This window comes from Rhizobium lentis (genome assembly GCF_014200175.1).
GTDB classification, from domain to species: domain Bacteria; phylum Pseudomonadota; class Alphaproteobacteria; order Rhizobiales; family Rhizobiaceae; genus Rhizobium; species Rhizobium mulingense.
The window spans coordinates 41,194-68,095 of the sequence record NZ_JACHBD010000009.1; the positions used below are offsets into that span (position 1 = coordinate 41,194).

A 26,902-nucleotide genomic window follows, 5' to 3' on the forward strand; every position below is an offset into this window, starting at 1 on the left:
AGTGCAGGTTAGCCCGACTTCGCCGTTGGCTTGGCGGCGCCCTGTTTCGGGTCGAGGTAACCTGCGCCGATGGCGACGTAGAGATCCACATAGTCCTTGGCGACCTGCTGCACCGTGGCGGCAAGACTTGCCTCAGCATCGGAGACCGAACGCTGCGCGTCGAGGACATCGAGCAGCGACGAGGCGCCATCCTTATAGCTCGTGGTCGAAAGCGCGAGTGATTCCTGCGCCGTCTGCACCTGCCGGCGCAACGGTTGCAGCGTCTGCGTGTCGCGGCGGACCGCCGTCAGCGCGTTTTCGACCTCTTCGACGCCGTTCAGCACCGCTGCTTTCCAGGCGAGATACTGGGTCCTGGCATCGGATTTTTCGATCTCGACATTCGCCCGCAACGTGCCGCCGTCAAAGATCGGCAGGTTGAGCGATGGCCCGAACGACCAGCTGGTCAGACTTCCGCCGCTGGCGCCCGACGATTTGACCCAGCTCGGCGAGATCGAGCCGGACAGGGTGATCGACGGATAGAGCTGGGCTTCGGCCGCGCCGATATCGGCAACGGCGGCCGCCAGTTCGCGTTCGGCCTTGCGAATATCGGGACGGCTGCGGATGAGGTCGGCCGGAATACCGGCGCGAATGTCGCCGCGGAAGACCGGCTGGCCGGCGCTCTTCTGGAGCTCCCCCATCAGCGAAGACGCCGGCATCCCGATGAGCGTGGCGATGTGATGAGCCGAATCCGTGAAGCTCTGCTGGAGGCCGGGAATTTCCGACTTCGTCGACTGCACCAGGCCCTCGGCCTGGACGACATCGAGGCGGGAGGCCGCACCAGCTTTCACCTGCAGCTGCGTGAGTTCATACGTCTGCTGGCGGGATTTCAAACTCCCTTTTGAAAGCGCAATGCGCTCCTGGTAGTAGCGGGCGTCGATATAGCTCTCGACAAGGTCCTTCAGGAAGGTGAGCTTGGCATTGTCAGCCGTCGCATAGGCTGCGCCGAGCGAGGCGATGGCACTTTCCCTGGAGCGACGATACTGGCCGAAAAAGTCGAGCAGCCAGGACAGGCTGGCTTCGCCGCCTGTCGTGTTCGTGGTGCCGACGCTCGTACGCAACCGCCCTTTCTCGCCGGACAGCGTATGCGATGGGCCGACAGTCAGGCTCGGCAGACCGCCGGCGCCGGCAACGGTGACATTGGCAGAGGCCGCGTTGATGTTTTCGAGCGCCTGCTCCACGTCGAGGTTCTCGCGGAGGCCATGGGTCACCAGTCCATCGAGCCGCTTGTCGCGATAGGCCGTCCACCACTCGGCCGTCACGACTTTGCCGTTGCTCTTGCTACCACCCTCTTCGAATTTGGCGGGGAGCGGCATTTGCGGGGGAACGTGATCCGCGCCGCTGACGCAGCCTGCCAGCAGAAGTATCAGTGCGGATGCGGCGTAGTTGAGGGATGATAGTCTTGTGCGAAGCGACGTACTCACGGGCGAGCCTCTTGAACCGGGACCGTGGGTTCAGGCTTAGCGACGCCAGCGTTAATGGCGGTTAAGAAACTGTAAAGTTAGGTAAAATCCGGCACCGCCCTGTCGAGCGATGCTGATCAGCTTTCACCGCCGGCCGCACCATAAGGCATCGGCCGCCTCGGAAGCTCGAGCGTGATCGCCAGGCCGCCGGCTTCCGGCAGCCAGGCATGCACGCGCCCGCCGTGACGCTCGATCGCCTGCCTGGCGATAGCAAGGCCGAGACCATATCCGCCGCGCGGCATGGCATCCTTGCCGCGGGAAAACGGCTGGAAGATGCGTTCGATCTCATCCCGCCCGACGCCTGGCCCCTGATCGGTGACGCAGATCCTGAGGCGGTCGGCCATCGTTTCGCAGGATACGGCCACACGCGAATGCTCGGCGGTATATTTGACGGCGTTGCGGACGACATTTTCGAGCGCCCTGTAGATCAGTTCGCCTTCCACCTCGGCACGGAAGATGCCATCGACGCTCGCCGTGATCGCTACCCCGCGCGCCTGGGCTTCGAATGCCGCGTCGCCCAAGATTTCGTTGAGGAGCTCGATGATGTCGAGGGTCTGCGTCTTCAAGGGCCGGCCGGATCCCGCCGTCAGCCTCGCAAGGGTCAGAACCTCGTCCACCAGCGTATCGAGCCGTTCGACCTCCCGGTCCATACGGTCCAGCATGGCGCCGAGTTTGGCCGGGTTCTGCCGGAGCACGCCGACGCCAGCCTGCAGCCGGGACAAAGGCGAACGCAGCTCATGAGAGACGTCATGGAACAGCCTCTGCTGCGCATCCTGAAGCTCCTGAAGCCGGGCGGCGCTCGCATCGAAATCATAGGCAAGTGCAGTCACTTCATCCTTTCGCCCCGCCATTTTATCGCCGATGCGAAAGTCGAAACGACCATGGGCGAGCGCGCTCAGGCCGTCGCGCAGATGCACGACGGGACGAATGAGATATCGCGCCAGCGCGCCCGCCGCGATCGTGCTGGCGACCAGGATGGTGAGCCACGGTAAGAATGGGCCAAGGCTGTCGAAGGTGGAACCGGCCGGAGCCGACACGGAAAGCCGATAGCAGACTCCATCCTTCGGCACGGATCGGGTGGTGACCGTGTTCTTCTCGGCGCAGGCATCGGCCTCGGCAGGCTTCGACAGGGTCAGGCCGAGCGGTTGCGTCTTTTCGCTTGTGGTCACGAAACGCGCCGCGGCCGCTTCGCCGTCCTCAGCCAGAATATTTGCAGTCAGGTTGAGCACAAGCGTCCGCCGCTCATGTTCCAGCTCGCTTGCGAAGGGAACCGCCTGAAGGAGTTTGACGACAAGGATAATGGCAGCAAGACTTGCCGCCAGAGTCAGCCAGATAATCCTGAAGAACTTCCAGAAAAGCCGGGGCATGGTCAGTCCACGAGAAGTTGATAGCCCTGGCCGCGGACGGACTGGATCCAGGATTGCCCGTCTTCCCGCAGCCCGAGCTTCTGGCGAACGCTGCTGATATGGACGTCGATACGGCGATCGAACGGCGTGAGCGGTTTTCCGAAGGCCCGCTTCGAAATCTCCTGCTTCGATACCAGCTGGCCGGCGCTGCGGGCGAGGACCTCGAGCAGGCTGAATTCGGTACCGGTCAGCTCCAAAATCTCGCCGTGCCATTCGGCGCTTCTGTTACCGGAATGGATCACGAGCTGCCCCACCCTGATCGTGTCGGTCGATACACCCGCCGCTGGCTGGCTCGCGCGGCGCAGGATGGCGCGCAGCCTTGCCGCCAGTTCGCCCGGGGAGCAGGGTTTCGGCACATAGTCGTCGGCGCCGAGATTTAGGCCCGATATCCTGTCGACGTCATCGCCTCTTGCTGTCAGCATCAGGACGGGAACCTGGCTCAGCTTCCTGATCCGCTGCAGCACCTCGATCCCGTTCATCCGCGGCATCATGATGTCGAGCACGATGATATCGACCGTATTGCCGGCAGCCGCGGCAATGGCGGCGCGGCCGTCCGTATCCGTTGCGACGTCATACCCTTCCTCGACCAAATATTCCTGCAGAAGCATCGTCAGCTCGGCATCGTCGTCGATGAGGAGAACCTTGTTCATTCGCATTATCCGTCATTAATCGGGGCAAGCCATACCGCACAAACACGCTAACCCGGCCAAGTTTTACCTAACTTAACACTAACTTGACCGCGCTTAACGTTCGTCCCGTTACTTATCCTGCCATGACATGGATGCGCACCAGGACGGGTCGCCTCGACATCAGCGGCAGTCCTTTGTCGCGTTCGCGCGGAACGCGAAGGCCACCCATGCCTTTGACCACAAGGAATGCTTTGTTGAGAAAACCATGCAAAATACTTGCCGCTGCCGTTGTCGCGGCAGCTCTTGTCTCCCCCGTGTGTTTTGCCATGGCGGAACAGGCCGCTGCAACCGCTCTCACCGTCTCTTTGACGGCGCCGGCGCAGCGGAACTGGCCGGAAACGTTCCGGCGAGCGGATGGCTGAAGCCCTGGCAGGAGGCGGTCATCGCTTCCGAAACCAGCGGCCCGCGCATCACCGATGTCCTGGTCGATGTCGGGTCCGTGGTCACGAAAGGACAGACGCTCGTCCGGCTTTCCCAGGAGAGCGTGATGGCCGATCTCCGCAAGCAGGAAGCCGCGGTCGAGACCGCCACGGCAAGCCTTGCAAAGGCCAAGGCCAATGCCGACCGGGCGCGGCAGCTGCGTCCTTCCGGCGCGCTTTCCGACGAGAAGATCGTCGAATACCTGGCCGACGAGCAGACGGCGACGGCAAGCCTTGCATCCGAAGAGGCCGCACTCGACAGCGAAAAGATCAAGCTTGCACAGACCACGATCATGGCCGTCGACGACGGCGTCATCACGTCGCGTTCCGCCAATCTCGGCGCCGTCGTCTCCCCCGGCACCGAGCTGTTTCGCATGGTTCGCCAGCAGCGTGTCGAATGGCAGGCCGAAGTGTCGGCACGCTACCTCCCGCGCATTTCGGAAGGTTTGAGCGTCAGGATCAACGGACCGGACGGCCAGGCGATCGACGGCAAGGTGAGACTTGTCGGGCCTTCGGTCAGCACCGATACCAGCCGGGCAATCGTCTATGTGGCGCTTCCCACCGGCATCCGGCCGCGCACCGGTCTCTATGTCACCGGCAACATCGAATTGCAGACCTCTCCGGCGCTGACCGTACCTGAGACGGCGATCGTGTTCCGGGACGGGATCTGCTACCTCTTCACTTCAGGTGAGGATCAGCGGGTGCAAAGGGTCAGGGTGGAAACAGGCCGCCGCAACAATGGCGAGGTTGAAATCGTCTCCGGCATCGACCGCTCGTCGAAGGTGGTGACCTCGGGCGGCGCCTTCCTGTCGGACAATGACCGCGTGAAGATTGCGGAGAAAAACTGATGAACTTCTCATCCTGGTCGATCCGCAATCCTGTACCGGCGATATTGCTGTTTGTGATGCTGACCGTCGGTGGACTGTTGGCCTTCAAGCAGCTGCCGATCCAGAACTTCCCCGATATGGACCTTCCCACGATCAACGTCACCGCCACGCTCGAAGGCGCCGCACCGACGCAGCTCGAAACCGAGGTCGCCCGCAAGATCGAGGATGGTCTTGCCGCCCTCAGCTATCTCGACCATATCACCACGACGATCACGGACGGCACCGTCTCGATCAAGGTGTCCTTCAAGCTGGAAAAAGACAGCGAAACGGCCCTGAACGAAGTCCGCAATGCCGTCGACAGCGTCAAGGGCGATCTGCCGGCGCAGATGGAAACACCCAGCGTCAGCAAGGTCACGGTGCAGAGCTCCCCTTTGGTCACCTATGCCGTCCGCTCCACCGCTCTCAACGAGACCGAACTTTCCTGGTTCGTCGACAATGATCTGACCAGGGCGCTGCTGTCGGTATCCGGCGTCGGGCAGGTCAACCGCATCGGCGGGATCGATCGCGAGGTTCATGTGGATCTCGATCCCGCGACGATGGCGTCGCTGGGTGTCACTGCGGCCACGGTATCGTCGCAGCTGAAGGCGGTGCAGACGGATACGTCGGGCGGCCTCGGCGAAATCGGCGGCACCCGCCAGACCTTGCGCACGCTCGGCGCCCTGCCGTCGGTCGAGGCGCTGAAGGGGCTCAAAATTCCCCTGGCGACCGGCCAGCAGGTTCGCCTCGATGACGTGGCATCCGTCACCGACAGCTTCGCCGAGCGCTCCTCGATGGCTTATCTCGACGGCAAGCCGGTGATCGCGGTCGAGATCGAGCGTTCGAACGGATTTTCCGACAGCGGTGTTGCCGCCGACGTCGACAACGCGATCAAACAGTTCGCCGCCAAGCATTCCAACGTCGAGATCGACGAGGCTTACAGCACGATCGGACCGATCATCGGCAATTACGATGGTTCGATGCATATGCTCTACGAAGGTGCGATCTTGGCGATCATCGTCGTCTGGCTTTTCCTGCGGGACTGGCGGGCGACGATCCTGTCGGCCGTGGCGCTGCCCTTGTCTGTCATACCGACCTTCCTTGTGATGTATTTCGCCGGCTTCAGCCTGAATATCGTCACGCTGCTTGCCCTGTCGCTGGTGGTCGGCATCCTTGTCGACGATGCCATCGTCGAGATCGAGAATATCGCCCGCCACTTGCAGATGGGCAAACGGCCGATCGATGCCGCCCTCGAAGCAGCCAACGAGATCGGGCTTGCCGTTATCGCAACCACCTTCACGCTGGTCTCGGTCTTCCTGCCGACGGCCTTCATGAGCGGCATCCCGGGCCTCATTTTCCGCCAGTTCGGCATCACCGCCGCCGTCGCCGTCCTCGCCTCGCTCGTGGTCGCGCGCCTGCTGACGCCGATGATGGCCGCCTATTTCATGAAGGCCCATCCGACCGAGGAGAAGGATGGCCGGATCATGCGTGCCTATATATCAATCGTAAAGGCTGCCATGAACCGCAGAAAGACGACCGTGGCCGTCACCGCCATCCTCGTGGCGCTGTCGCTTGCGACCATCCCGCTGCTGAAATCGGGCTTCCTGCCGGCGTCCGACGACGCGCGAACCCAGATTACGCTGACCATGCAGCCGGGCGCCACCATCGAGCAGACGGATGCCACTGCCAGGAAGGCCGCGGATATTATCGGCAAGCTTCCCGACGTGACGCATGTCTTTTCCGCCGTCGGTTCGACCTCCTCGGACGGCGGCCCGGACGCCAGCACCACGAGCGATGTCGGATCGGCGACAATCGTTGCCGTGCTGCCGCCCATCGACGAGCAATCGGAAATCGAAAACGATATCCGACAGGCGCTTTCCGTCCTCCCCGGCGTGCGTGTGGAGGTCGGCGGCGGCGGCAATGGCACGAAGCTCGAGATCACGCTCGCAAGCGACGATGCGAATGTCCTCGACAGCGCCAGCACGGCGCTTGAGGAACAGCTCCGCTCGCTGCAGGGCATCGGCGCCGTGACGTCAACCGCGGCCCGGCAGGCGCCCGAGATCCAGATCACGCCAGACTTTCCACGCAGCGCCGCGCTCGGGGTCACGTCGAGCGCTATCGCCGAGGCCGCGCGCGTGGCGACGAACGGCGAATATTCCTCCGATCTGCCGAAGCTCAACCTGCCTCAGCGGCAAATCCCCATCGTCGTCCGCTTCTCGCCCGAGACGCGCACCAATCTGGACGACATCAAGAACATGCGGTTGGCGGGAACGAACGGCAACGTCGATCTCGGATCGATTGCCGATGTGAAGATCGGCGGCAGCCCCTCCGAGATCGACCGCATCGATCGGATGCGCGATGTCACCCTTTCCGTCGAACTCAACGGCCGCATCCTCGGCGACGTCAACCGCGAAGCGCAGGCGCTGCCCGCTCTCCAGCACCTGCCGGCGGGCGTCACCCTGGTCGAACAGGGCGAACTTCAGCGCAGTTCGGAGCTGTTCCAGAGTTTTGCTCTTGCCATGGCGATCGGCGTGTTCTGCATCTACGCGGTCCTCGTTCTGCTCTTCCACGATTTCCTGCAGCCGCTCACCCTTCTGATGGCTCTGCCGCTCTCGCTCGGCGGCGCGCTGGTGCCGCTGGTGCTGACCGGAACGAGCTTCTCCATGCCTGCGGTCATTTGATAGGCGTGGTGACAAAGAACTCCATCCTGCTGATCGAATATGCGATCATGTCGCGTCAGCGGGGCATGACCAGATTCGACGCCCTGGTGGATGCCTGCCACAAGCGCGCACGGCCGATCGTCATGACTACCATCGCCATGGCCTCAGGCATGCTGCCGGCGGCGCTCAGCCTGATGGGCGGCGATTCGAGCTTCCGCCAGCCGATGGCGATCGTGGTGATCGGCGGCGTGGTGATGTCGACGCTGCTCAGCCTGATCGTCATCCCCGTCATCTTCACCTTCGTCGACGATTTCGAACAGATCCTCAAACGGGTCCTGCGCCGGCTCGGACTGGCCCAAAACATCGCCGGGGATAAACCGCATGCATCCAACGATCACGCGGCGATCGCCTTCCAGCCCGAGCAGGCAAGACGAGGGCAAGGTCAGAGATGATGTCCGCTGCCCGACAAGGCAACAGCCAGTGACGGGCAACCTCTTCGGTCGCGTTCTCTCCCCCACGGGAACAAGACCGCGGGACGTACTCCCCCGCAGGCGGCCTCAAGCCGCCTGCGCGTCCTGCATTCCAATCAGGAGGTACAGAAATGGTTCGGAAAGAGCGTGATGCCCTGTCGGGAGCAGCGCTGCTGCCTATGCTTTATGTTGCCAAGTCTCACGACAATGGCTTCATCGATCCGAAATCGGGTAAAGCGCCGCTCGCGTAGCCGACGGCGCCGAGCGTAGCGATGGCGATTCGGCCGTCGCGGATCGACAGCAGCGGCCCGTCCCGCGCCTGTTCGTAGAGATCGGGATGGGCAGCGGCAAAACGCGCCTTCTCGGCCTGCGGCGCGCCTGCATGCCGGCCACATAGTGATGGCCATTGCGCTCGACATGGGAGAGGCCGAACAGCGAAACCAGCGCCAGATCCTGCTGCACGGCAAGCCCGGCCTGGCAGGTCAGATCCTCGCCGGAGAGAAACAAGGCCGGCACGCCTTCCGTTCTGATGCGGATCGCCTTCATGAGCGAGCGGTAAATGCCCTTGCAGGTTTTCGAGGAGACGACGGTATAGCCGAGCGCCCGGGCGCGGGCGAAGGCGCCATCGCCTTCATCGCTCTCATCGATCAGGAAAGGTCGTTCCGTTATGGAGGTCAAGCTCAAGGCAAGGGTGCGACTGCCATGCAGGATTGATGAATTCACTCTGCCTGATCCCGTGCTTCAGGACAGGCTGATCGCTGCCGACCTATCGAGGTCGCGGGCGAGATAGTCCTGGATCTGGCGAACGATCTGGCTGGCATGGGCGATTGCCAGCCGGTCGGCCCGCTCGGCATCGCCCGCCTCGATCGCGGCGATGATTTCCTCGTGTTCGTCGACATACTGGCGCGGCAGGCGGTCGTCGAAGGTCGAATAGTAAAGGCGAAGGATGCGCCGGCCTTCGTCGAGCAATTTGGCAAAGAAGGCCGTGTAATAGGCATTGCCGGCAAGCTCGGCGATCGCCACGTGAAATTCGCGGTTCGCCTCGATCATCGCATAGGCATCGCGCGCGGCGACGGCATCGGCAAAATCCTTCTGATGCTGGCGGATGCTCTTCATGATTCCGCCGTTCCGCCTCTCGGCCGCCCCGCGCGTCGTGACACGGTACATCAGCGTCAGCGCTTCGAAATAGGTAGGAAGGCTTGCAAAATCGATCGGCGCGACGATCGTGTTTCGGTTCGGCAGGGTCGTGACCAGCCCATCGGCGACAAGCCGCAGGAGCGCCTCGCGAATGGGCGTCCGCGACATCCCGAAACGCTCCGACAGCCGGACCTCATCGAGCGGGCTACCGGGCTCCAAAGCCATCGACAGGATCTCCCGGCGCAGCGTCACATAGACGCTCTGCGTGCCGGAGCCGCGCACCCGTACATTTTCCGTCTCATTCTGCATATGTCCTGCCTCTGTCCTGAAGCCTTGTATTGCGTTCCGGCCGGTTTCTGCAACGGTCCTGATAAAGCGGGTTGAGTCCTGTCGACAGTTTGTATATAACACTCCTGACTTCAAAGGGGTTCAAGCGATGACGACAGGATGGAAGGGCGTATTTCCCGCCGTAACGACACAATTCAACGAAGATCTTTCCGTGGATCTGCCCTCGACCCAGCGCGTTCAGGACGCGCTCGTCAATGACGGCGTCAACGGGCTGATCGTCATGGGCACATGCGGCGAGAACAACTCGCTCGATCCCGATGAGAAGCGCACGATCCTCAAAGCCGCCATCGAGGTCGTCAACGGCCGCGTTCCCGTCGTCACAGGCGTCTCCGAATTCGACACGCGGCGCGCCGTCGCCTATGCCCGCGACGCCGAAAAGCTCGGCGCCGACGGCCTGATGCTGCTGCCGGCCATGGTCTATGTGCCCAAGCCGGAAGAGCTGATCGCGCATTTCCGCACCGTGGCCGAGGCAACCTCGCTGCCGATCATGCTCTACAACAACCCGCCGGCCTACCGCGTCAACATCGGCGTCGACGTGCTGAAAGTGCTTGCCGACGTGCCGAATATCAAGGCCGTCAAGGAAAGCGCGCCAGATCCGCGCCGCTTCACCGACCTCATCAACGCCTTCGGCGACCGTTTCGATATCTTTGCCGGCCTCGACGACGTCGCGCTCGAGGGTCTGATGCTCGGCGCCAAGGGCTGGGTCTCGGGCCTCACCAGCGCCTTCCCGGAGGAATCCGTGCAGCTCGTTGCTGCCGCCGAACGCGGAGACTGGGAAGAGGCCCGCAGGATCTACCGCTGGTTCATGCCGCTTCTGCATCTCGATGCCGAGCATGACCTCGTGCAGTCGATCAAGCTCGCCGAACAGATCATGGGCCGCGGCTCCGAACGCGTCCGCATGCCGCGCCTGCCGCTTTCAGGGGCACGGCGCACCGAAGTCACCGCCATGGTCGAGAAGGCTGCCGCGACGCGTCCATCGAAACTCGGCAAGGCCGCCTGAGATTGCGAGGCCGGCAGCGCACATGAGCTGCCGGCCTTTCCATGCCTCGCTTTAAGTGACCGGCGCCATGCCGGAGCGGCTCAAGCTGTTGCGGCTGACCAGCGACGGCATCTGGAAAATATGCTCGGCGCCGGTGCGGCCCTCTATTCTCGAAATCAACGTCCGGGTGGCGACCTGACCGAGCTCTCTGCCCGACTGATCGATGCTTGCGAGATTGACGAGGCCGAGCGCTGCGGTCGACGAATTGTCATATCCGACAACGGCAAGATCCTCAGGCACACGCACACCCATTTCCATCGCCAGGCTCAGAAGGGTGACGGCGTCCAGATCGCTCCAGCAGAACACGGCGCGCGGCCTGTTCTTCCTCGACAGGAACTTTCGCATCGTTTCCTCCCGCTTTGGCGGGGCGATCGGAATTTTCGTGATCGGCGCAGACGAGCCCAATCCGCCACGCTGGATCGCCCGGCGGAAGCCGATCTCACGCTGGCGAACGACGGAAACCTGGTGCCCCTCACGCTCGCCGAGGCTCAGCATTTCGATGTCGCGATAGCCGCAGGCAAGCAACGCTTCAACCGCAATCTCGGCTCCACGCTGGTCGTCGGCATTGACCGTATCGAAGGCCGTAGCGCCGGCATCGTGATAACCGACCGCGACGATCGGTATCTGAGCAGCAAACTTTGCGATGATGTCAGAGGGCAGGCGCGGCGCAACCAGGATCAGGCCGTCCATCTTGTAGTCGATCATCGACTCGATCAGCGACGTCTCCAGCTGCACGCGCGCATCGCTGACGCCGATCATCGCTTGGTAATGCGAAGGCGCCAGCACGCCGTTCACCCCGGCAATCACCTCCGGAAGGAAGGGATTGCGGATGTCGATCAAAAGCACGCCGATGGTGAAACTGCGGCCCCGCAACCCGCGCGCCGCGCGTGAAGGACGATATCCAAGCACTTCAATAGCGTCGGTCACTTTCGCCCGTAGCGCTTCACTGACGCCGTAGGCGTTTCGCATCACCTTCGAGACCGCGGCGACCGATACGCCTGCATGCGTTGCCACTGTCCGGATCGTCACGCGATCATTTCGTTGCAGTCTTTTCTTCTCTTCGATCGACATGAAATCTCTGGGCTACTCTGCGAGCCGTCACAATCGCTCGCAAAACCAACATGGCAGACTGGCGACGAAATTTCTATTGCGCTTCCGAAAAAAATGTAGAACGTTATATGGAGAACGTTCTACATTATCCGGGAGGGACTTGATGAACTTTCAGCCGGCAGCCATCAGCGGCGATCGCGTTTCGCGCGCCTGGTCTGGAGACATGATCGCGCCACTGTCGGACGGCGGTCAGGGAACGCAGGCAAGTTTCGTCTCCAAGAGCTTCGATTACGATGGCGCCGGACGTCCGGTCGAGCTCTTCATCTCCGCGCTCGGCCTCTACCGCTGCTTCATCAACGGTGGGCGCGTCGGCACCGATCTCTTGACGCCGGGCTGGACGAACTATGACGATCGCATTGCCTATCAGCGATACGAGGTCTCGAGCCTACTCAAACCAGGCCGCAACCGGATCGAGATCTGGCTCGCCGACGGATGGTACCGATCGCCGATCATGTGGGGCGTCAGCGCGATCCCGAATTGCTGGGGCGACAGGATCGGCGCCATTGCCGATCTGGTCGGAGAGGACGGCACCATTCTGTCCACCGATCCGAGCTGGCGGAGCGGCCTTCTGCCAATTCTGAAGTCGGGGATCTATTTCGGCGAGATCTATGACGCGCTCCGGGAAAACCTGGACGAAACCCATGGGACCGAGAGACTGCCGTTCGACAGGGGGCTGCTCGTCGCCCATGAGACCGCGGCAGTGCGGGAGTTGCAGCCGCTCGCCCCCATCGACAGCTGGAGCGATGATGAAGGCAGGACGATCTATGACTTCGGCCAGAATGCCGGCGGTTATGTCAGATATACGGTCCGCGGCGTCCGTGGCAGCGAAGTGCGGGTCGAGCATTCGGAAGTCCTCGGGCCGGGTCGCCATTTCGACAATCGCAACTTCCGTACGGCCGCAGCGCACACGCTTTACACGTTGCGCGGAGACGGCGACGAGACCTATGCGCCGCACTTCACCTTCCACGGTTTCCGCTATGCCAGAGTGACGATTACTGGAAACGCAGAGATCCTCGAAATCACATCGATCCCGATCTCGTCGGTGCCGGAACCCGCCGGCGGCTTCACTTCAGGCAATTCTCTCGTCAATCGCCTGGTTGAGAATACCATCTGGTCGCAGCGCGCGAATTTCGTCGAGGTGCCCACAGATTGCCCGCAGCGCGACGAACGGCTTGGGTGGACCGGTGACGCCCAAGTGTTTGCCGCAACCGCCTGCTGGCTGAGCGACAGTCAATCCTTCCTCAGGAAATATCTGCGGGATGTGATGGCCGACCAGCGCGATGACGGCGCCATCTCGCATTTCTCGCCGGACCCGACGCGTCTGCACCCCGCCAACTTCCCTGGTTATGCCGGCTCGACCGGCTGGGGCGACGCGATCGTCGTCATTCCCTGGGTTCTCTATACCCATTACGGCGATCGGGCCGTTCTTTCGGAATGCCTGGATTCCATGGTGCGCTGGGTCGATTTCGTCTGGTCCATTTCGGATGGCCCGATCGTGCGCCCGCCGTCACGCTGGGGTTCGCGCGGCTTCACCTTCGGCGACTGGCTGCAGCCGGTCGGCGACAACAGAAAGCCGCGCCCGACGATCGCCGACGATTGTGCAGCTACCCTCTACCACTTCATCTCGACAGATCTTCTGGCAAAAATCGCCGCCGTTCTCGGCGAAGAAACGCTTGAAGAGCAGATGAAGCGCCGCGCCGAAGAAATCAGGCACGCTTTCGCAAACGAGTTCATCACGCCGGCGGGACGACTCGCTCACAACGACCAGACCTCTTATGCACTCGCTTTCCTCTACGACTTGATACCTGCAGAGCATGATCAGGCGGCCCGGCAGCATTTCAGGCAGGTGATCATCGATGCCGACTACAAGATCGGCACCGGCTTCATCGGCACCCCTGCCCTGCTGCCGGCGTTGACGAAGCTCGGAATGGACGACCTTGCCGAAAAAGTCTTCCTGCAGGAAGACGTGCCGGGCTGGCTCTACCAGGTCTCCAAGGGAGCAACGACGATCTGGGAGCGCTGGGACTCCATGGCGCCCGACGGCACCATCTACGAACCCGAGATGAACAGCTATAACCACTATGCCTATGGGGCGGTCTGCCAATGGCTGTTCGAATGCGTCGCCGGCATTTCGCCGAGCCCGGCAGCACCCGGCTTTGCCGAAGTGATCATAAACCCGGCACCAATCCCGTCGCTCTCGCCTGTTTCAGCCTATCATGACATCAGCAAGGGCCGCATCGAGGCCGGCTGGCAGTGCGCTGGAAACGAGGTCACCTACGTGCTGACGCTTCCGGAAGGCTGCATCGGCCGCTTCCGGCCGGGACGGCGACACCGGAACCCTTTGCTCAACGGAGAGCCTGTCGTCGAGGAGGCCGTTCTTCCTCCGGGCACGCACGTGCTGGTGTTTTCCCTACGCGATTCTTGAGGAGCATATAGGTCACACCGTTCAGAGGAGGAACGTCATGACACATCGGATAAGGTACATTCTTGCCGGCGCATCCGCGCTTCTGGCCTTGGCCGCGGCCAGCCCGTCTCATGCAGAAACCACATTGTCTTTCCTGATCGACAACAACCCCGACACGGTCGCGGCGGCCGAAGCACTGGTTGCGGCCTACCAGGCCAAGGCGCCCGACGTGACGATCGAAATCGAGCCGCGGGCAGGTGGTGGCGAGGGTGACAACATCATCAAGACGCGCCTGGCGACGGGGGAGATGTCCGATGTGTTCCTCTATAATTCTGGATCTCTCTTGCAGGCGCTGAAGCCGGCGCAGACACTTGTCGATCTGAGCGGACTTGCGTCGCAGGCGAAGGTGGATGAAGGCTTCAAGTCGGTCGTCCGTGCCGATGGCAAGCTTTACGGCGTTCCCTTCGGCACGGCGATGGCGGGTGGCATCCTCTACAACAGGAAGATCTATCAGGACCTCGGCCTCACCGTTCCGAAGACGTGGGCGGATTTCATGGCCAACAATGCCAAGGTCAAGGCTTCGGGCAAGGTCGCCGTGGCGCAGACCTATCGCGATACCTGGACATCGCAGCTGTTCGTTCTGGCCGACTATTACAATCTGCATGCCGCCGTGCCGAACTTCGCCGCCGACTATACTGCCAACAAGGCGAAATATGCGGAGACGCCCGCCGCCACCAAAGGCTTCGAACGGCTGAAGGATGTTCACGACGCCGGCCTTATGAACGAGGATTTCGGCGCGGCAAGTTATGACGACGGCCTCAGAATGGTGGCGACCGGCGAAGCAGCGCATTATCCGATGCTGAGCTTCGCCATCGGCGCCATCAAGCAGAATTATCCCGAGAATCTTGCAGATGTCGGTTTCTTAGCGCAGCCGAGCGACGATGCGGCGACGAACGGCCTGACGGTCTGGATGCCGCCCGCCCTCTATATTCCCCTGACCAGCCAGCACGCAGAGGAAGCGAAGAAGTTCGTGGATTTCGCCGGAAGCGTCGAAGGCTGCAAGATCATGGTGGAAACCAACACCGTGCAGGGGCCTCCGCTGATAGACGGCTGCGATCTGCCTGCCGACGTACCGCCTGCCGTAAAGGACATGCTCCCCTATTTCGACGCCAAGGGAAAGACGACCCCGGCACTGGAATTCGTATCGCCGGTGAAGGGTCCGGCTCTCGAGCAGATCACCGTCGAAGTCGGTTCAGGGATTCGCCAGCCCGCCGAGGCAGCGAAGCTCTATGACGAGGATGTGCGCAAACAGGCCAAGCAGCTCGGCCTGCCCAACTGGTAGCGGTCGTTCGGGCCAGCTAACCTCGCTCCTGACGGGGCGAGGTTTCCCCCGATCGAAGAGGTAGTCATGACCGAGACACGCCCGCACTCGCGCAAATCGCCCTACCCGCTGTGGTTTTTCATCCCCGCCGCCATTATTTACGGCGTGCTGTTCCTTTTTCCGACCATATCGTCTCTCTGGTACAGCCTGACGCGCTGGGATCTCTCGACGGCCCAGTTCATCGGGCTCGAAAATTTCCAACAGTTCTTTTCCGAACCCTTCCTGATCAAGGGGCTGATCAACACGCTGATCTACGCGGTGACGACCTCAGGCCTGAAAACGGTCTGCGGACTGCTGCTGGCCGTGCTGCTCACCAGCAATATCTTCGCCCGTGGCTTCCTGCGCACGCTGGTTTTCTTTCCCGTGCTGGTCTCGACGATCGGCATCGGCATAACCTTCACGGTCATGATGCATCCGACCAAGGGCATCATCAATGTTACGCTCGCGACGCTTGGAATACCGGGGCCGGGATGGCTGACCAATCCGACACTTGCGCTTTTTTCGGTGGCCCTGGTCGATGTCTGGAAGGGCGTCGGCCTCGCCACCCTGATTTTCATCGCCGGTCTTGCTGCGATCAGCCCGGATTATTACGAGGCGGCGAGGATCGACGGCGCCACGCGGCTCCAGCAATTCATTCGGATCACCCTACCGCTCGTGCGTCCCGCCACCGTCATCGTGGTGACCTTGTCGCTGATCGGTGGGCTCCGTTCCTTCGATCTCATATGGGCCATGACCCGCGGCGGACCCGGTTTCTCTTCCGATGTGATCGCCTCGGTCATCTACAAGCAGTACCAGGCTGGTTTTTATGGGCTGTCAACGGCCGGCAACGTCATTCTGTTCGCACTGATTGCCGTGATCATCCTGCCCTTCACCCTGTGGTTCAACCGGCGCGAGGTCGAGGAATGAGAAGCGTCCGCCCCTATGTGACGGGCGCGATAGCCCTTGCCGTCGCGGCCGTCATCTTCGTCATGCCTTTCGTTTTCGTCGCCCTGCAGGCGGTGAAATCCAAATCGGAGGCCTCCCGGCTCGATTTCGAATTCCCGGAGCATTGGCTGTTCTGGGACAATCTCGTCGCCGTCTTCAAGGCGCGCGACTATCAACTCGTGCTTGCCTATTTCAATTCGACGCTGATCACGGTCGTTTCCGTCACGATCCTGATCCTGCTGTCGGCGATGGTCGGATATGTAATGCAGCGCCGCAAGACGGCGTGGAACCGCGTGGCTTTCGCTGCGCTGTTCATGGGCCTGATGATGCCGCCGGCCGTTGTTCCCACCATCGGCCTTTTGCAGGACATCGGCCTCTTCAAGACCATGACGGGAATGATCCTGATCCAGGTTGCCTATAATCTCTCCTTTTCGGTCCTGCTTTATCGGTCGTTCATTTCGACCATCCCGCGCGATCTCGACGAGGCGGCGCTGATCGACGGCGCCAAGCCCCGGCAGATCTTCTTCCGGGTGGTCCTGCCGCTGCTGAAGCCGGTGACCGTGACCAATATCGTCGTCCAGTCGATCGCGATCTTCAACGATTTCACCAATCCGCTCTATTACTTGCCGGGCAAGGAGAACGTGACGGTGCAGCTGACGCTCTATAATTTCCAGAGCATGTATTCGAGCCAGTACAATCTGCTTTTCATGAACATCCTCCTCGTAACGATTCCGCCGCTGATCGTCTTCATCTTCTTCAACCGCCAGATCGTCGCAGGCATGACATCAGGCGCAGTCAAAGGGTAGCAGAATGGCTGAGCTCACTCTCAAACAGGTTCGCAAGAGCTTCGGCGCACTCGAAGTCATCAAAGGTATCGATCTTGAGGTTGCCTCCGGCGAATTCGTCGTCTTCGTCGGCCCGTCGGGATGCGGGAAGTCGACGCTGCTGCGCATCATCGCCGGTCTGGAAGAGACGACTTCAGGTAGGCTGACCATCGGCGGCAAGGACGTGACCTATGCCGAACCTTCGGAGCGGGGCATCGCCATGGTGTTCCAGAGCTACGCGCTCTACCCGCATATGACGGTTGCCGAGAATATCGGCTTCGGCCTTTCACTCGCCCGCCGTCCAAAGGCGGAAATTGCCGCTAAGGTCGCGGCGACTGCGGAAACGCTGCAACTCACCCAGTTGCTGGAGCGAAAGCCGAAAGCGCTCTCCGGCGGCCAGAGACAGCGTGTCGCCATAGGCCGGGCGATCGTCCGCGATCCCAAGGTTTTCCTGTTCGACGAGCCGCTTTCCAATCTCGACGCGTCGCTCAGAGCCCAGATGCGGCTTGAGATCGCCGATCTCCACACTCGGCTGAATTCGACGATGATCTATGTCACCCACGACCAGGTCGAAGCCATGACGATGGCCGACAAGATCGTCGTGCTGAACGGTGGCGCCGTCGAGCAGATCGGCAGCCCGATGGAGCTCTACCGCAATCCCGCCACACCCTTCGTCGCCGGCTTCATCGGTAGCCCGAAGATGAACCTCTATGGCGGCGAGACGGCACGGCGAATGAACTGCACGACCTACGGCATCCGTCCGGAACATATCAGGCTTTCGGAAGGCCCTGGCCAGTGGCAGGGCAGAATCCGCCACGTGGAACGGCTCGGCGCCGATGCGATCCTCTATCTCGATGTCACCGACCTCGGCGAAATGGTCGTGCGCGCCGAAGGCGAAACGGCTTTTGCGCCTGGCATGAAGGTCTGGGCAGATCCGGTGGAGGGAGCGGAACACCGGTTCTGAGTTTCGGTTAACCCCCTCCTCGAGAGCAATCCTACCGACTGAAGATCCCGCCCCTCACGGTTGTTTTGTTTGAGAGTGCCGCCAAATCCTTTTTGGGCCGGAGCGGCAGATTCATCCGTTCGTGAACAATGCCCGTGATACCAAGATCGCCGTTATTAAGCTCGCGAAATAACACTGATAGTAACGACCGAAATAGGCTAACCGCTTGATGTCTGCCGGAACTGCCAGACGTTGCAGAACCGATCCCCACACAAACGCTGCAAATAGGCGTGCAGCCCGAGAATGTAGATGTGCGCCTTTGTTTCTCCCCAAGCTTCGCAGGTATCACGCCAAATCCTGTCCTTGCGAGGCGGTAGCACGCAGATAAAATCGATAAGAGCGCATCGCTATCGGCGCTTGTTGCGGCCTATGACGTCTTCAGCCGAAAGGGCGACAAACTCGCTGTCGTCGGCCCGCATCGCAGGCGCAAGCTCCTTCTGCAGCATATCCCAGGTCTCATCACGGGTCTGCAAGTCGCGGCGAATAAGGGCGCGAATATATTCGCTGGCATTTTCATAGAGGCCGTGGTCACCGATCTGCTGCTGGATATGATCCTGCAACTGCCCACTGACCTTCACATGAATGCTATCCGACGCCACTGGCATACCCCATCGTTCCTTTTATCATCGGTAGCGTCGCATATAGTGTCAACATTCATCACATCGCTTCTGGCGACCTGACGAGGTGCTTAAAGAAAAACTCAGGCTCTCAACTGCGGCAAAGCATTGCCGGCCATTGACAGGAGCGGCTCGTAATCCGCTTCGGAGAGCAGCGCGATATCGACCAGTCCGAGCGTCGCGCGCATGGCCGCCAAGGACGGCTCTCTAATGGCGGCATGCAACGCACCTCGAAGGAGGAGGATTGTTTGGCTCGATGTGTCGCCTGATGTGATGAACGGGAGACCGGGAGCCTTGGGTGTTTCGGCGATGATCCGGATGTCCTCGACCAGGGCGGTATCGAAACGGCGGATATTCTCAAGAGCGATACAATCGATGGCCGCGCTTTCCGCCCTGCCCTCGACAACGGCGGCAATGCTGCCGCCGTGGCTGCCTGTTTCGATGATCCGGCCAAAGAAACGGCCGCTGCGCGCAAGCGGAGCGACGGCGGCGCGAAAGAGATTGCTGCCGGAGTTGCTGTCAGGGCTGTTGATCGCAGCTGTCGTGCCGCGCAGATCCTCCAGCACGCGAAGGAAAGAATTCTTCCGGACGATGATGAAGCTGCGCATCAACGGCCCATCGCAGCCTGGATGGCTATATACGGGCGTGGCCACCAGCCGCACCCGGCCGCGCAGGCTCGTGGCAAAAGGATAGCCGCATGCCTGCGACAGAAGCAGGTCCGGCCTCAGCCAGGCTTCGTCATAGGCAACCGTCTGGTCGAGCGTTTCAGGCACCCCCGTGAGCCCGGAGTGCAGGAGGTCATGCCGGAGAAACGACCAGAGTTCGGCCGTCGCCTCCGCGAGCGGCCGGGACGTCAGGTACATGGCAATGCTGACGAGATGCATGCCGATCTTTCATTACAGGCGGCGCTGGAACGCAAAGGTCGAGGATCAGGCAATGCCGCCCAGGCATACATATTTGAGCTCGGTATATTCGTCCAATCCGTGCCTGGAGCCTTCGCGGCCGAGGCCCGACATCTTGACGCCGCCGAACGGCGCCTCGGCGGTGGAGACGAGACCGGTATTGACCCCGACCATTCCATATTCGAGCGCTTCGGCCACGCGGAAGACCCGCGACAGATCGCGCGCATAAAAATAGGAGGCAAGTCCGAACTCGGTGTCATTTGCCTGCTCGATGACGTCCTGCTCGTCGCGGAACCGGAAAAGCGGGGCAAGAGGCCCAAAGGTTTCCTCACGCGCCACCTGCATGCCGGCAGCAACGTCACGCAGAATGGTCGGCTCGAAGAAATGGCCGCCAAGCGCGTGGCGCTTGCCACCCGTTACGATCCCGGCGCCTTTTGCAACGGCATCCCGGATATGGCTTTCGACTTTGGCAACGGCATTGTCGTCGATGAGTGGGCCAAGCACGACGTCACGCTCCAGACCGTTGCCGACCTTCAACTTCGAAACTGCCTCGGCGAGCTTGGCTGCAAATGCCTCGTAGACGCCATCCTGGACGTAAAGCCGGTTGGCGCAGACACAGGTCTGGCCGTTGTTGCGGAATTTGGCGATGATGGCGCCTTCGACCGCCGCATCGAGATCGGCGTCGTCGAATACGATGAAGGGTGCATTGCCGCCGAGCTCGAGACCGAGCTTCTTGATCGTCGGCGCGCATTGCCGGTAAAGCAGCTCGCCCGTCCGGGTGGAGCCGGTGAAGGTCAGGACCCGGACGTCGCGGCTGGCGGTCAGCGCTCCGCCGATTGCGGCGGCGTCACCGGTGACAACGTTGAGGAGGCCCGGCGGCAGGCCGGCTCGCTCTGCGAGGACGGCGATCGCGATCGCGGAGAACGGCGTCTGCAGCGCCGGCTTGAGAACGACGGCGCAGCCGGCGGCAAGCGCGGGGCCGATCTTGCGCGTGATCATCGCGTTCGGAAAGTTCCAGGGCGTGATCGCCGCCACGACGCCGGCCGGCTGGCGCAGCACAAGGATGCGCTTGTCCGGCTGATGCCCCGGTACGATCTCGCCGTTGATGCGTCGTGCCTCCTCGGCGAACCATTCGATGAAGCTCGCACCATAGGTGATTTCCCCCTTGGCTTCAGCCAAGGGTTTTCCCTGCTCCAGCGTCAGGATCATCGCCAGATCGTCACTGTTTTCGATCATCAGGCGATGCCAAGTCTTGAGAACGGCGGCGCGCTCCCCGGCGGTCTTCTTCGCCCAAAGCTTCTGGGCGATGACGGCGGCCCGAATGGCATCTTCGGTTTCCGTTGCACCGAAATCGGGGACCGCACCCAGCAGCTCACCTGTCGCCGGATTGCGGACCATGGCCGACGCGCGACCTTCCGCTTCGACCCAGCGATCGGCGATGGGGCATGCCTGGCGGAACAGCGAGGGATCATTGAGTTTCATGGGACAACTTTCAACAGAATACGTGAGCGGCGCCGGGATCGAAATCGAGATGGACTATATCTCCACGATTGAGCCCCGCAATAGCCTCATGCCCGAACGGCAAGCGAACCGAAAGCGCCTCGCCTGTCGCCGTCTCCGTGGAGACGTGGATATTGTTGCCGAGAAAGGTAATGTCGCTGACCGTCGCGGCAAGACCTGCGCCGGCGGCTCTCGCGCGCGACAGCCGAATGCGCTCCGGCCTCAGCATCAGCGCCGCCCTTGCGCCGGAGGTCCCTTTTCCATGCACGGGAATCTGGTTGAAGATGGTTCCCCCTCCGAGCGCTATGGTGGCCTGTCCGCCGGAAGACGACACCAGGTCACAGGAAATGAAGTCGCTGTCGCCGATGAATTCGGCGACGAAACGGGTCTTGGGATTGGCGTAGAGCTCCGGGCCGGTCCCGATCTGGTCGATGACGCCCTTGGAGAATACGGCGATGCGGTCAGAGAGCCGCAGCGCCTCTTCCTGATCGTGCGTGACGTAGAGGATTGTCACTTCGGTCTGCTGGTGGATGCGGCGGATCTCATGCTGGATTTCCTCGCGCAGCTTCTTGTCGAGCGCCGACAGTGGCTCGTCCATCAGAAGCACCGGCGGATCATAGGCAAGGGCCCTGGCAAGGGCGACACGCTGCTGCTGACCGCCGGACATCTGCGCCGGCTTGCGATCCTCGAAGCCTTCGAGCCGGACGAGGCGCAGCATCTCCTTCACCTTGCTGTCAATCTCGGCCTTCGACTTGCGCCGGACCTTCAGCGGAAAGGCGATGTTTTCGCCGACTGTCAGATGCGGAAACAAGGTGTAGCGCTGGAACACCATGCCGATATTGCGCTTGTGCGATGGCGTGGCGAGCAGGGTCTTGCCCTCGAGCGTAATGTCGCCTTTGGTCGGGTTTTCAAAGCCGGCCAGAATGTAGAGCGTCGTGCTCTTGCCGGATCCGGACGGTCCAAGGAAAGTCAGGAATTCACCGCGCCGGACATCGAGATTGACGTCGTGCACGGCGACGACCGGGCCGTATTCCTTGCGTATTCCGCGGATCTGAAGGAATGGTTCGTTCATTGTTTCAGTACCTTACGCATGACGGCAACCAGCGCCATCAAGATGATCGTCAAAAGGATGAGAAGGGTCGAGGCGGCAGCGACGACAGGTGTCAGGTCTTGCCTGAGCGTCGCCCATACCTTCACCGGCAGCGTCTGCAGGGTCGGGCTCGACATGAAGATCGCCACCACCACCTCGTCCCAGGATGTCAGGAACGAGAAGACGGCGGCCGAAAACAGCCCGTGGCTGATCGCAGGAAGCGTGACCCTGATCTTCGCTTCCAGGGGCGAGGCGCCGCAAAGCACTGCCGCGTCCTCGATCGACTTGTCGAAGCCTTCCAGCGCACTTGATATGGATAGGATCGAGAACGGGAGCGCAAGCACGAGGTGCGAAATGACAAAGCCGATCAAGGTGCCGCCAAGGCCGATCCTGAGAAAGAAAGCGTAGAGGGCAACTGCGAGAACCACGACCGGCAGGATCATCGGCGTCAGAAAGAGCGCCTTCAGCGCATCGCGGAACATGAACGAACCGCGCACCAGGCCGAAAGACGTGACGAGCCCGAGCAGCACCGACAGAACCGTGACGATGACGGCGATCTTGAAGCTCGTCAAAGCCGATTCCAGCCAGCGCGGGTCGGCGAAGAGTTCGCTGTACCACTGGAAGGTCCAGCCCGGCGGCGGAAAGATCAGCCATTGCGAGGAGCCGAAGGACAGGGCCGCGATGAAGACGATCGGCAGCAGCAGGAAGGCTGCAGTCAGAAGCGTGATCGCGAGCAGGACGTATTTCCACCAGCCGAGACGGTCGAAATTGAGCAGCATATCAACGTCCTCCCGGATTCTGATTGCCGAAGAAACGCAGCTGCACGGCATAAAGCGAGAGCGTCACGACCAGGAGAACCAGCGCCGCTGCACCGCCCATTCCCCAGTTGACCAGCGATTGCACGAACTGTGCGATCAGTTCTGCCAGCATCATGTTGGCAGTGCCGCCGAGAAGCGAGGGCGTGACGAAATAGCCGAGCGACATCACGAAGACCATCAGGGCGCCAGCCGCCATGCCGGGCATCGCCAGCGGCAGCAGAACCCGCGTCAGGCACTGCCAGCGGTTGGCGCCGCAAAGGGCTGCCGCCTGCAGGGTCGACGGGTCGATCTTCCTGATCACGCCGTAGAGCGGCAGGATGATGAAAGGCAGCATGATATAGGTCATGCCGATCGTGACACCGGTCAGATTGTTGACGAGCGCCAGCGGCCGGTCGATCAGACCCATTCCCATCAGCATCTTGTTGATGAGTCCGGTGCGTTGCAGCAGCACCATCCAGGCATAGGTGCGAGCCAGCAGGTTGGTCCACATCGAGAGCAGCAGGATCGCAAAGATCACCGTGCTCAGCCGACCCGGCATGATCGCCAGCGCCCAGGCGACGGGAAAACCGATCAAAAGCGAAATCACGGTGACGAGGCCTGAGACGATGAAGGTATTGGCGAAAATCTTGAGATAGGTCGCAGAGCCGATCAGCTGGGCATAATTTCCAAGGCCGGGAACGGGCTCCAGGACGCTGCGCAGCAGCAGTATCGCCACTGGTGCGACAAAAAAAATGCCCACAAAGGCAAGAGCCGGAACGACCCCGCCAAAACCTGTTGCCCTGCGTATCTTTGGCAAAGGCTCAATTGCGCCGGAGGCGTCGCTTAACGTCGACATGACAGTCCTTCCCACCCGTCAATTTCCGCGGGCGGCGAGGTCCGATGGACGGGTACCGCCGCTGCAGGAGGCACGGCGATTTTCGCCGTGCCCATTCATCTCCAGTTTCGGACTATTTCGCCTGCCAAGCGTACCACTTCTCGCCGATGGCATCGCGATTATCAGCCCAGTAGTTCATATCGGCATTGACTTGGCTTGCGGTCTGCTGGTCCGGCAGCGTCTTGGCGATTTCCGGGTCCATCAGCTTGGCCGAGTCAAGATTGATCGGCGCATATCCCGTAGCCTTTGCAAGGGCAGCCTGCGGTTCGGCCGAGGTTGCCAGCGCGATGAACTTCATCGCGGCCTCGGCATTCGGCGCGCCCTTCGGCACGACAAGCGCATCGGCAGCGGTGATGTTCTGCTCCCAGGAGGTTTCAACCTTGATGCCGGTCGCCGCAAGCGCCGTCATGCGGCCGTTCCAGACGCTGCCGAAGGGCGCCTCGGCAGAGGCCAGCAGCTGCTGCGACTGGGCGCCGCCCGACCACCAGATGATATCCGACTTGATCGTATCGAGCTTCTTGAAGGCGCGGTCGAGATCGAGCGGATAAAGCTTGTCGGCCGGCACGCCGTCGGCGAGCAGCGCCGCTTCGATCACGCCTGGAGCCGACCACTTGTAGAATGTGCGCTTGCCGGGAAACTTCGTCGTGTCGAACAGGTCGGCCCATGTCTTCGGGCAGGCTTTGACGGCATCGGCATTGCAGCCGATGACGAAGGAATAATAGAAGCTGCCGACCGAATAGTCGGTGACGAAGCGCGGATCGAGCTTCGATTTATCGATGACGGAAAAGTCGAGCTTCTCGAGCTGGCCGTTCTTGCCGGCTTGGGCGGCATAGTCGCCTTCGACGTCGACGACATCCCAGTTGACTTCACCGGCCTCGACCATGGCCTTGAGCTTGCCGTAGTCGGTCGGGCCGTCTTGCACGACGGTGATGCCGGTCTTCTCTGCGAAGGGGCTTGCCCATGCGGCCTTCTGCGCATCCTGGGTCGTTCCGCCCCAGCTCGAGAAGACCATGCTGTCGGCATGCGCCGGCGCGGAGACCGCCACGAATGCGGCAACCGCCGCGAAAGCAAATGTCGTTTTCATGTTCCCTTATCCCTGTTGTGGTTTGTCCTACGGGTATGCCTTATGCCGTCAGCGCGCCCCGCTCCCGGGAGAGAAGCTTGCCGGCTTCATAATCTTGTTTTCCGCCACCTCGATCAGGTCGCGAATCTTGGGCAGGAAGGCCTGCCATTGCGGATCGGCCATAAGCCGCTGGCGTCTCGCCTCCCGATCGTCCAGGCTCGTAAAGGCCCAGATGTGGACGATCTCGTTGATCGTGCCGATCTCCGAAAAGAAGTAGCCGACGAGCGTGCCGAGATGGCTCTTCTGGATCTCGATCCCCTCTTCCCCGACGACCTTGAGATATTGCGGGATCGCGCCGTTCCTCAGCCGATAAGTCCGGATTTCGTAGAACATGGCGCTACCTCATCACGAAAGGATCGGGGATCGGATCGTCCGACGTTCTCAGCCAGATCGTCTTGGTGCGGGTATAGTCGAGCGCCGCGGCCATGCCGCCTTCCCTGCCGTGGCCGGAGAGGCCGAACCCGCCAAACGGCGCGATCGGCGATACGGCCCGATAGGTATTGACCCAGACGATGCCAGCGCGGATGCCCTTCATCAGCCGGTGCGCCCGGGTCAGGTTCTGGGTGAAGATGCCGGAGGCCAGGCCATAGCGGGTGTCGTTGGCCAGCTTCAGCGCTTCAGCCTCCGTCTCGAACGACACGACCGACAGGACCGGCCCGAAGAATTCCTCGATCAGCGAGGGCGAGGCTACATTGTCGCAATCGAGGATCGTCGGTGGGAAGTAAAAGCCTTTGCCGTCGATCTTGCGCCCGCCGATGACGAGACGGGCGCCGCTTTCGATCGACCGCTCGACGAGAGCGCCGATATTGTCCTGCTGGCGCTTGGTAGCAAGCGGACCGACCTCGGTTGCCATGTCGAGCGGCGCGCCGATCCGGATAGCCGTAGCCTTTTCCCGCAGCAGAGCGACGAATTTGTCCTTGACGCCGCGCTCGACGATCAGGCGCGAGCCGGCAACGCAGCTCTGCCCTGTCGCCGCGAAGATGCCCGCGACCTGGGCATTGGCAGCACTTTCGAGGTCGGCATCGGCAAAGACGATGAAGGGCGACTTGCCGCCGAGTTCAAGCGAGGTGGAGGCGAGGTTTTCGGCCGAATTGCGAACGACATGGCGCGCGGTTTCCGGGCCGCCGGTGAAGGCGACGTGCGCAACTTTCGGGTGACTGCCAAGCGCCGCGCCGCAGGAGGCGCCGAAGCCGGTGATAATATTGACGACGCCCGCGGGAAAGCCCGCCTCATGCACGAGACGCGCAAATTCGAGAAGCGGCGCCGGCCCGTCTTCCGAGGCCTTTACCACCATCGTGCAGCCGGCGGCGAGCGCCGGGCCGATCTTGACCGCCGACAGGAACAGCTGGCTGTTCCATGGCACGACCATGGCGACGACGCCGATCGGCTCGCGGCGAAGCCAGACATCCATGTCGGGCTTGTCGATCGGCAGGTAGGAGCCTTCGATCTTATCGGCGATGCCGGCATAATAGCGGTAATATTCCGCGACGTAGGCGATCTGCGCGTATGTCTCACGGATGATCTTGCCGGTGTCGCGCGTCTCCAGCTCAGCCAGAATCGGGGCGTTGGCGGCAACCAGATCGGCGAGCTTGTAAAGTAGCTTGCCGCGTTGGGTAGCCGCCATCTTCGCCCACGGGCCGTCGTAGAGCGCCTTTTCGGCAGCGTTCACAGCTCGATCAACATCACCCTCGCGCGCTTCCGGCATCTCCGCCCAGACCTTGCCGGAAGCCGGATCGATGCTCGGATAGGAAGCTTCGCCGTCCGAGAATTCGCCGTCGATGTAATGCTGGAAACGCCGCATG

General features: G+C 61.6%; 20 protein-coding genes and 3 pseudogenes. 8 read left to right on the forward strand and 15 right to left on the reverse strand.

Annotated features, from left to right (window positions below):
* Nucleotides 1-8: 8 nt before the first annotated feature.
* The 3 genes from GGI60_RS20640 to GGI60_RS20650 all read right to left on the reverse strand — a co-directional run bounded on the left by GGI60_RS20640 (nt 9) and on the right by GGI60_RS20650 (nt 3,555).
* Nucleotides 9-1,460, reverse strand: a complete 1,452-nt coding sequence (locus GGI60_RS20640; RefSeq protein ID WP_183918522.1) for an efflux transporter outer membrane subunit — start codon at nt 1,458-1,460, stop codon at nt 9-11.
* 116 nt (nt 1,461-1,576) lie between these two features.
* Nucleotides 1,577-2,866 (reverse strand): sensor histidine kinase, encoded by a 1,290-nt coding sequence (locus tag GGI60_RS20645; protein WP_183918521.1) that lies wholly within the window; start codon nt 2,864-2,866, stop codon nt 1,577-1,579.
* Nucleotides 2,867-2,868: 2 nt separating this feature from the next.
* Nucleotides 2,869-3,555, reverse strand: a complete 687-nt coding sequence (locus tag GGI60_RS20650) for a response regulator (RefSeq protein ID WP_183918520.1) — start codon at nt 3,553-3,555, stop codon at nt 2,869-2,871.
* A gap of 206 nt (nt 3,556-3,761) precedes the next feature.
* Between GGI60_RS20650 and GGI60_RS20655 the strand changes: the two are divergent.
* Both GGI60_RS20655 and GGI60_RS20660 read left to right on the forward strand, forming a co-directional pair.
* Nucleotides 3,762-4,861, forward strand: a pseudogene (locus GGI60_RS20655) (efflux RND transporter periplasmic adaptor subunit).
* Nucleotides 4,861-7,988: pseudogene (locus tag GGI60_RS20660) on the forward strand (efflux RND transporter permease subunit). Before GGI60_RS20655 ends, GGI60_RS20660 begins: the two co-directional pseudogenes overlap by 1 nt.
* A gap of 217 nt (nt 7,989-8,205) precedes the next feature.
* On the opposite strand, the pseudogene GGI60_RS20665 reads toward GGI60_RS20660, so the two are convergent.
* Both GGI60_RS20665 and GGI60_RS20670 read right to left on the reverse strand, forming a co-directional pair.
* A pseudogene (locus GGI60_RS20665) lies at nt 8,206-8,663 on the reverse strand (mandelate racemase); the annotation flags it as partial.
* 84 nt (nt 8,664-8,747) lie between these two features.
* Nucleotides 8,748-9,452, reverse strand: a complete 705-nt coding sequence (locus tag GGI60_RS20670) for a GntR family transcriptional regulator (RefSeq protein WP_183918519.1) — start codon at nt 9,450-9,452, stop codon at nt 8,748-8,750.
* Between the two features lie 127 nt (nt 9,453-9,579).
* On the opposite strand from GGI60_RS20670, the gene GGI60_RS20675 reads away from it, so the two are divergent.
* Nucleotides 9,580-10,491, forward strand: coding sequence for a dihydrodipicolinate synthase family protein (locus tag GGI60_RS20675; protein ID WP_183918518.1), 912 nt, complete (start codon nt 9,580-9,582; stop codon nt 10,489-10,491).
* A gap of 51 nt (nt 10,492-10,542) precedes the next feature.
* Here GGI60_RS20675 and GGI60_RS20680 read toward each other — a convergent pair whose 3' ends face one another.
* Entirely contained in the window at nt 10,543-11,601 is a 1,059-nt protein-coding gene (locus tag GGI60_RS20680; RefSeq protein WP_183918517.1) for a LacI family DNA-binding transcriptional regulator, read from the reverse strand.
* A 142-nt stretch (nt 11,602-11,743) separates the two neighbouring features.
* On the opposite strand from GGI60_RS20680, the gene GGI60_RS20685 reads away from it, so the two are divergent.
* The 5 genes from GGI60_RS20685 to GGI60_RS20705 all read left to right on the forward strand — a co-directional run bounded on the left by GGI60_RS20685 (nt 11,744) and on the right by GGI60_RS20705 (nt 18,137).
* A complete protein-coding gene (locus tag GGI60_RS20685) occupies nt 11,744-14,065 on the forward strand; it encodes an alpha-L-rhamnosidase (protein WP_183918516.1) in 2,322 nt (773 codons plus the stop codon).
* A gap of 37 nt (nt 14,066-14,102) precedes the next feature.
* A complete protein-coding gene (locus GGI60_RS20690; RefSeq protein ID WP_183918515.1) occupies nt 14,103-15,386 on the forward strand; it encodes an ABC transporter substrate-binding protein in 1,284 nt (427 codons plus the stop codon).
* 66 nt (nt 15,387-15,452) lie between these two features.
* A complete protein-coding gene (locus tag GGI60_RS20695) occupies nt 15,453-16,331 on the forward strand; it encodes a carbohydrate ABC transporter permease (RefSeq protein ID WP_183918514.1) in 879 nt (292 codons plus the stop codon).
* A complete protein-coding gene (locus tag GGI60_RS20700; RefSeq protein WP_183918513.1) occupies nt 16,328-17,155 on the forward strand; it encodes a carbohydrate ABC transporter permease in 828 nt (275 codons plus the stop codon). Before GGI60_RS20695 ends, GGI60_RS20700 begins: the two co-directional genes overlap by 4 nt.
* A 4-nt stretch (nt 17,156-17,159) precedes the next feature.
* Entirely contained in the window at nt 17,160-18,137 is a 978-nt protein-coding gene (locus tag GGI60_RS20705; protein ID WP_183918512.1) for an ABC transporter ATP-binding protein, read from the forward strand.
* A 386-nt stretch (nt 18,138-18,523) separates the two neighbouring features.
* Here GGI60_RS20705 and GGI60_RS20710 read toward each other — a convergent pair whose 3' ends face one another.
* The 9 genes from GGI60_RS20710 to GGI60_RS20750 form a co-directional block, all read right to left on the reverse strand.
* A complete protein-coding gene (locus GGI60_RS20710) occupies nt 18,524-18,775 on the reverse strand; it encodes a type II toxin-antitoxin system ParD family antitoxin (RefSeq protein WP_183918569.1) in 252 nt (83 codons plus the stop codon).
* Nucleotides 18,776-18,876: 101 nt separating this feature from the next.
* Nucleotides 18,877-19,677 carry a phosphate/phosphite/phosphonate ABC transporter substrate-binding protein gene (locus GGI60_RS20715; protein ID WP_183918511.1) on the reverse strand — a complete coding sequence of 267 codons (801 nt, stop codon included), beginning with the start codon at nt 19,675-19,677 and terminating at the stop codon, nt 18,877-18,879.
* Nucleotides 19,678-19,722: 45 nt separating this feature from the next.
* A complete protein-coding gene (locus GGI60_RS20720; protein WP_183918510.1) occupies nt 19,723-21,177 on the reverse strand; it encodes an NAD-dependent succinate-semialdehyde dehydrogenase in 1,455 nt (484 codons plus the stop codon).
* A 10-nt stretch (nt 21,178-21,187) separates the two neighbouring features.
* On the reverse strand, nt 21,188-22,267 hold the full coding sequence (locus tag GGI60_RS20725; protein ID WP_183918509.1) for an ABC transporter ATP-binding protein: 1,080 nt from the start codon (nt 22,265-22,267) through the stop codon (nt 21,188-21,190).
* Nucleotides 22,264-23,064 (reverse strand): ABC transporter permease, encoded by an 801-nt coding sequence (locus GGI60_RS20730; protein ID WP_183918508.1) that lies wholly within the window; start codon nt 23,062-23,064, stop codon nt 22,264-22,266. The genes GGI60_RS20725 and GGI60_RS20730 overlap by 4 nt, the downstream gene beginning before the upstream one ends.
* A 1-nt stretch (nt 23,065) precedes the next feature.
* The gene (locus GGI60_RS20735; protein ID WP_183918507.1) at nt 23,066-23,938 is read right to left on the reverse strand and encodes an ABC transporter permease; all 873 of its coding nucleotides are present in this window, start codon (nt 23,936-23,938) and stop codon (nt 23,066-23,068) included.
* A gap of 112 nt (nt 23,939-24,050) precedes the next feature.
* Nucleotides 24,051-25,061 (reverse strand): ABC transporter substrate-binding protein, encoded by a 1,011-nt coding sequence (locus GGI60_RS20740; protein ID WP_183918506.1) that lies wholly within the window; start codon nt 25,059-25,061, stop codon nt 24,051-24,053.
* Between the two features lie 48 nt (nt 25,062-25,109).
* The gene (locus GGI60_RS20745) at nt 25,110-25,433 is read right to left on the reverse strand and encodes an NIPSNAP family protein (RefSeq protein WP_183918505.1); all 324 of its coding nucleotides are present in this window, start codon (nt 25,431-25,433) and stop codon (nt 25,110-25,112) included.
* Between the two features lie 4 nt (nt 25,434-25,437).
* A complete protein-coding gene (locus GGI60_RS20750) occupies nt 25,438-26,901 on the reverse strand; it encodes an aldehyde dehydrogenase (RefSeq protein ID WP_183918504.1) in 1,464 nt (487 codons plus the stop codon).
* Between the last annotated feature and the right edge of the window lies 1 nt (nt 26,902).